Annotated in this window: 1 protein-coding gene; it reads left to right on the forward strand. The window is 34.0% G+C overall.

The genetic code is table 11. From position 1 onward, the window contains the following. The first annotated feature begins 166 nt into the window (after positions 1-166). Positions 167-4,579 (forward strand): non-ribosomal peptide synthetase, encoded by a 4,413-nt coding sequence (locus F6K22_RS31380; protein WP_293107282.1) that lies wholly within the window; start codon positions 167-169, stop codon positions 4,577-4,579. Positions 4,580-5,000: the final 421 nt, after the last annotated feature.

Raw genomic sequence — 5,000 nt, forward strand, 5'->3', positions numbered from 1 at the left:
ACTCTTTGCTTGTAGTTCAACTTCAGCCCAATACTTTAAATTATAAGAATCAGAAGATTAATAAACTCTTTACTTGTAGTTGAGCTTTAGCCCAATTCTTTAAATTATAAGAATCAGAAAATTAATAAACTCTTTCTTTATTATCTAAAAATACAAACTAATAACTATGACTACTACAACTCTTGCCGGATTTAGACTCTCTCCTCAACAAAAATATTTGTGGAAATTACAAGAAAATAATATCAACTATTTAGCCAAATGTACGATAAAAATTCAAGGAAAAGTCAAAGTAAATATTCTCAAATCTGCACTTGAAAAAATCCTCAACCGACATGACAGTTTTCGGACAACATTCCAACGTCGCCCTGGTATCAAAATGCCGATTCAAGTAATTTTAGACAACGGCAAAATTTACTGGAATCATCTAAATTTAAGCAACTTTAAATCAGAAAAACAAACAGAGCAAATAGGGGAAATATTACAAAATCAAAATGGTTTGATGGCTCAACTTGACCAACAACCAATATTTCCTACAGCTTTCCTAACTCTGTCTGAAGAAGAACATATTTTATTGGTTAGTTTACCTGCACTTATCGCTGATAGTTTCACCCTAAATAATTTGGTTAAAGAAATTAGTGAAAGCTACAATTTATGCTGCAAAGAATCAGATTTTGATGAGGAAGCAGTACAATATCTACAATTCTCAGAATGGCAAAATGAATTATTGGAAGAAAAGGATGCAGAAACAGAAATAGCTTATTGGCAAAATCGGCAATTCCAGTCAGTGAATTTACCTTTTGAAAATTCTCACTTTGAGTCAGAAAAATTTACACCAGAAGAATATAGTTTAAATTTAGACCCTAATGTTATTGCTAAATTAGAAGCAAATATTTTGCCTAATATTACCATTGATAATTTTTTACTTGGTTGTTGGCAAACTTTACTTTGGCGACTTACAAAGCAATCGGATATTACTGTCAAAACAGTTTTTTCTGGGAGACAATATGAAGACTTGGAAGAAGTAATGGGTTTACTAGCAAAATCTTTACCTATTTCTTGTCAGTTGCAAGGGGATTTAAAATTTACTCAATTATTAGAAGAAATTAGCGATCGCTTCGAGGAAGCTTCGGAAAGACAAGAATATTTTATTAACTCAGAAACAGAACCTCCTGCTATGGGTTTTGAGTTTATCGATATCTCAAACATCTATTATGGAGGAGATTTATCTTTTAGTTTAGAAAATCAGTCTGTCATTTTTGACAACTTCAAAGTCAAACTAAATTGCATCAAAACTCAGGAATCTATCACAGCAGAATTTCAATATAATTCGGAACTGATAAATATTGATGTAATTAAATCTTTTGCAAAACAATTTGAGACTTTAGTTACCAGTACCGTTGAAAATCTTAATGCGGGAAAGCTGCATGAAACATCTTTAAGTAAGTTAAATATATTCAGTGAATCTGAAAGTAACCGTCTTTTAAATGAGTTAAACAAAACCGAACAAAATTATCCACAAGACAAATTAATTCACCAAATATTTGAGTCACAAGCAGAACGAACTCCCAATGATATAGCAGTAGTATTTGAAGAGCAAAAACTTACTTATGCAGAACTTAATTCTCAAGCAAATCAACTAGCTCATTATTTGCAAAAAATTGGTGTAGAAGCTGACACAATAGTAGGGGTTTTTATGGAGCGCTCGCTCGAAATAATTATCGCTATATTAGCTATCCTCAAAGCAGGTGGAGCTTACCTACCAATAGATACTAAATTACCCGAAAAAAATCTAGCTTTTCGTTTAGAAGATGCAGGAGTTAACATCCTATTATCTCAATCGGAAATTGCGCCTAAAAACCTTGAACGAGACATTAAAATAATAGATGTCTTCCAGAAGTTGGAAATAGGAAATGGGGAAGAAAAAACAGAAAATACAGAAGATTTAACTTCCACTTTGGCAAAAAATCCTATAACTACCATTAACCAACAACCACAAACAAATCCTAGCAACAACGTCACCGCCGAAAATCTTGCCTACATTCTCTATACATCGGGTTCCACAGGTAAACCCAAAGGTGTTGCCATCGAACACCGACAAATTCTAAATTACCTGCGCGGTATCCAAGAAAAACTGCAAATTTCTTCTATTGCGACATCCGCAATAGTTTCCACTTTTGCTGCTGACTTAGGTAACACAGTTATTTTTCCTACTTTATGCAGTGGGGGATGTCTGCACATTATTTCCCAAGAATGCGCCTCCGATGCAACAGCATTAGCAGATTATTGCCAACGCCATCCCATCGACTACCTAAAAATTGTTCCTTCTCACCTCTCCGCTCTCTTAACATCCAACCCATCCCCCTATTTATTGCCGCGTCAATGTTTAATCTTGGGAGGCGAAGCAGCAACTTGGGATTTAATCGCCAAAATTCAACAACACTCGCCCCAATGTCGTATTCTCAACCATTACGGACCCACAGAAACTACCGTCGGGGTTCTCACTTATGCTGTCAACGACGAGAATAACTACAATACTAAAACTGTTCCTATAGGTCGTCCCCTTGCGAACACTCAAGTCTATGTATTGGATGAAAAATTGCAACCTGTTTCCGTCGGAGTTCCCGGAGAGTTATACATTGGGGGTGCTGGTTTAGCTCGTGGTTATTTCAACCGCCCAGAATTAACAGATGAAAAATTTATTTCTGGGAAAGGGAACAGGGAACAGGGAACAGGGAACAGGTTGTATAAAACAGGAGATTTAGTACGGTATTTACCAGATGGGAATATTGAATTTCTCGGACGTATTGATAACCAAGTCAAAATTCGTGGTTTTCGTATAGAGTTAGGAGAAATAGAAACAGCGATCGCCTCCCACCCAGAAATACAAACTGCTGTAGTTATTGCACGGGAAAATAATTCTGGCAACAAACGTTTAATAGCCTATTTTGTGCCTACCAAAAAGCAATTTTCTCCCAATAATTTACGTCAGTTTTTGCAAGATAAATTAGCAGACTACGCTATTCCATCTAATTTTGTAAAATTAGAATTTTTACCTCTGACTCTCAACGGTAAAATTGACCGAAAAGCTTTACCAGACCCCGATAATATTCGACCAGAATTAGAAAATAATTTTGTTGCACCGCGCAACCCCACAGAATCACTTTTAGCGAATATTTGGTCAGAATTATTAGGAGTAGAAAAAATAGGTATCCACGATAACTTTTTTGAATTAGGCGGACATTCCTTATTAGCAACTCAACTTATTTCCCAAATTCGAGAAACTTTTCAAATCAAAATTCCTCTGAAAACTCTATTTGACTTCCCCACCATAATCAAACTTGGTCCTACCATTGAGGAAATACTTCAAACAGGAGTTTGTGACCAAGAAAAAATTGATTTTAATGCCGAAGCAATTTTAGACCAGACAATTCTTCCTCAAACTACAATTAGTCAGAATATTGTTAAACCTCAGAACATATTATTAACAGGAGTAACTGGTTTTGTTGGAGCTTATTTGCTAGATGAATTACTACGACAAACCTCAGCAAATATCTACTGTTTAATCCGTGAAACCAATCCTGATTCAGCAAAACAAAAACTCCGAAATCAACTAGAATCTTATTTACTTTGGGATGAAACATTTAGCTCTAGAATCATCCCTGTAGTAGGAGATTTATCAAGCCAATTTTTCGGATTATCAACAGAACAGTTTAACCACCTTGCTAGTCAGATTGATGTGATTTATCATAGTGGAGCTTGGGTTAATCATATTTACCCCTACAGTGTACTTAAACCAACCAATGTTTTAGGAACTCAAGAAATTTTAAGATTAGCTAGTGAAATTAATGTCAAACCTGTGCATTTTATATCTACTATTGGAGTTTTACCATCATCTAGTAATTCTGAAAATACAACCATTCTTGAATCTGATTATTTAACTGAAACTCCCAATATTAAAAGTGGTTATCAACAGAGTAAATGGGTAGCAGAAAAGTTAGTAATGACAGCAAGAGACCGAGGAATTCCTACCTGCATCTATCGCCTGCCAATGATAACAGGAGATACTAACACTGGTGTGAGTAACATCAATGACAGAATTTGTCGCCAGATTAAAGGTTGTATCCAATTAGGAATGGTGCCAATTTTAGAAAGTAAATTAGTAGATAACTGGGTTCCTGTAAATAACATTAGTCAAGCAATTGTTCATTTGTCTCAGCAAGAGAATTCTTTAGGTAAAGCATTTCATTTAATGAATCCTGCTCCGACATCTTTTAACAATCTATTTGATTGGATTTATTCCTTAGATTCCTCCGTCAAAAAAGTGTCACTAAATGATTGGATAACCGAGTTATCATCTCACCCAGAAAATGTCTTATATCCTTATCTTTTTAAATTGGAGTTTCAGATAGAAAAATCTACAGACAAACAGTCATATACACCATCAAGAATTATTGATACTCAGAATACTAAAGATGGGTTATTAAGCAGTAATATTAGCTTGAGTTCTATAGATTATAAATATCTAGAAACTATGGTTTCATATTTGGGTAAAAGTGGTTTTTTAAACTTACCTTCTTAGAGCAAGCAGAGAAATAATTGTATCTGTAAGGAATGAAAAAAAGCCTCATTCCTTTTTTTTATTTTCTCTTATACTAATTTGCCAAATATTTGTAACAAATGGTATAAGCAAGCAAGATAGAATAAGGAATAAATATTGAAAACAAATAGATATAGCAGTCTAAAATAAATCTGAGAAGATATTTTTAAGTATCTCCGATCAAGACACACATTTTTGTAGGATTCTTTTTTCAAACTGGTATAATACCATTTATCAAAAGTAATACTACACTTGGAACGTGGTAAAAATAACTGGAGAAATCACAAAGGTTAGCTAACAATAAAATTACCTCAATAAATAGTATTTTTAAATATGAAATCCAAGTATAGCAAAATTTTTTAGAATTGGTATTATATCAAATGAAAAAAATAATACTACGGTA

Source organism: Okeania sp. SIO2F4 (assembly GCF_010672385.1).
Lineage (GTDB): Bacteria > Cyanobacteriota > Cyanobacteriia > Cyanobacteriales > Microcoleaceae > Trichodesmium.

Excerpts from the sequence above, each read along its gene's own strand:
- F6K22_RS31380 (WP_293107282.1), top strand. The coding sequence starts at position 167 with ATGACTACTACAACTCTTGCCGGATTTAGACTCTCTCCTCAACAAAAA.